The sequence below is a fragment of the Albidovulum sp. genome (genome assembly GCF_049646345.1).
Classification (GTDB): Bacteria; Pseudomonadota; Alphaproteobacteria; order Rhodobacterales; family Rhodobacteraceae; genus Albidovulum.
In genome coordinates this window covers 1-1,825 of record NZ_JBARVQ010000698.1, presented here as the reverse complement: position 1 = coordinate 1,825, position 1,825 = coordinate 1, and the positions used below count along the sequence as shown (strand labels likewise).

The following is a 1,825-nucleotide window of genomic DNA, read 5'->3' as shown; positions in this document are numbered from 1 at the left end:
GGGCTGGGCTATACGCTTGATCGCGAAACCGGTGAATTGCTGGTGGCCGAAAAGTTCGATCCGGCGGTCAACTGGACCACCGGCGTCGACATGGACCCGAATTCGGAAACCTATGGGCGTCCGGCGGTCGTGGCCCAGTATTCGACCGAGCAGAACGGCGAGGACGTGAACTCCACCGGGATCTGCCCGGCGGCATTGGGGTCGAAGGACCAGCAGCCCGCAGCCTACAGCCCGAAGACGGAACTGTTCTATGTGCCGACGAACCATGTCTGCATGGACTATGAGCCGTTCCGGGTCTCCTACACCGCCGGTCAGCCCTATGTCGGCGCAACCCTGTCGATGTTCCCCGCGCCTGACAGCCATGGCGGCATGGGCAACTTCATCGCCTGGGACAACAAGACAGGGTCGATCAAGTGGTCGCTGCCTGAACAGTTCTCGGTCTGGTCCGGTGCTTTGGCAACGGCAGGCGACATCGTCTTCTACGGCACGCTTGAGGGTTATCTGAAGGCCGTGGACGCCAATACCGGCGAGGAGCTTTACAAGTTCAAGACCCCGTCGGGCATCATCGGCAACGTGATGACCTACAGTCAGGGCGGCAAGCAATATGTCGCCATTCTGTCGGGTGTCGGCGGTTGGGCCGGGATCGGCCTTGCGGCAGGTCTGACCAATCCGACGGACGGTCTTGGTGCTGTCGGCGGTTATGCCGCGCTCAGCGACTATACCGCCCTTGGCGGCGCACTCACCGTCTTTGCGCTCCCTAACTGACGGCGGGTTGTGACTGGGACCGGCGCGGTATGGCCGCGCCGGTCCATTTTGGGGATGGACTGGCATGAGGCAGGTTATGGGTAAAACGTATCGGATCGCGCGGGCCGGACTTGCGGCCGCGCTGCTGGCAACGCCACTTGCGGCGCAGGAAGCCGACAACATCACGGTGAGCTATGCCGAGGACGGCAAGTATTTCACCGAAGACGGCGTGCCGACCTACAACGTCGCCGAGGACGGCTCGATCGACTGGCCGAGCTATTCCGGCTTTCGCCGCTATCATTCGGAATGCCATGTCTGCCACGGGCCAGAGGGCGAAGGGTCGTCCTACGCGCCCGCGCTGAAGGAGTCCGCTATTGACATGGATTACTACGATTTCGTCGATGTCGTGGTGAATGGACGGCAGAAGGTGAACGCGTCTGAAAACTCGGTGATGCCGGCCTTTGGCACCAATGTGAATGTGATGTGCTATCTCGACGATATCTACGTCTATCTCAAGGCACGCGGCACCGACGCGATCCCGCGCGGTCGCCCGCCGAAGAAAGAGGCAAAATCAGATGCGATCCGCGAGGCGGAGGAATCCTGTCTTGGCAGCTAGCGGACACGTGCTGCGGGTGTTGACGGCGCTGCTGGCGCTGGCCGGTGGGGCCGGGGCTCAGGGCACATCCGATCTGGTCTCAAAGACCGCGTTCCGGGTTTGCGCCGATCCCGCCAACCGGCCGTTATCGGCCGAGGACGGGTCCGGGTTCGAAAACCGCATTGCCGAGCTTCTGGCTGACGAACTGGACCTGCCGCTGGAATATACCTGGTTCCCGATGGCCACCGGCTTCATCCGCCGCACCCTTGCCGCCAATGATTGCGATGTGGTGATCGGTTACGCGCAGGGCGATGAGCTGGTTCTGAACACCAACCACTACTATACCTCGACCTATGTGCTGATCGTGAAAAGCGACGGTCCGCTGGCCGGGGTGACGACGCTTTCTGACCCGGCCCTTATCGACAAACGGCTTGGTGTCGTCGCGGGCAGCGCACCTGCCACCCATCTGGTGCATTACGGATTGAT

Annotated in this window: 2 protein-coding genes and 1 pseudogene; all 3 read left to right on the top strand. The window is 61.8% G+C overall.

Translation table 11 applies throughout. From position 1 onward, the window contains the following. Nucleotides 1-765 (top strand): PQQ-binding-like beta-propeller repeat protein (locus WBB85_RS18195; RefSeq protein WP_432640007.1); only part of this gene is annotated, 765 nt, incomplete at its 5' end. Nucleotides 766-841: 76 nt separating this feature from the next. After that, nucleotides 842-1,360 carry a c-type cytochrome, methanol metabolism-related gene (locus WBB85_RS18190; protein ID WP_432640006.1) on the top strand — a complete coding sequence of 173 codons (519 nt, stop codon included), beginning with the start codon at nucleotides 842-844 and terminating at the stop codon, nucleotides 1,358-1,360. A gap of 10 nt (nucleotides 1,361-1,370) precedes the next feature. Beyond that, a pseudogene (locus WBB85_RS18185) lies at nucleotides 1,371-1,825 on the top strand (substrate-binding domain-containing protein); the annotation flags it as partial.

Coding starts and splice junctions, on each gene's coding strand:
- WBB85_RS18190 (WP_432640006.1), top strand. CDS start 842: ATGGGTAAAACGTATCGGATCGCGCGGGCCGGACTTGCGGCCGCGCTG.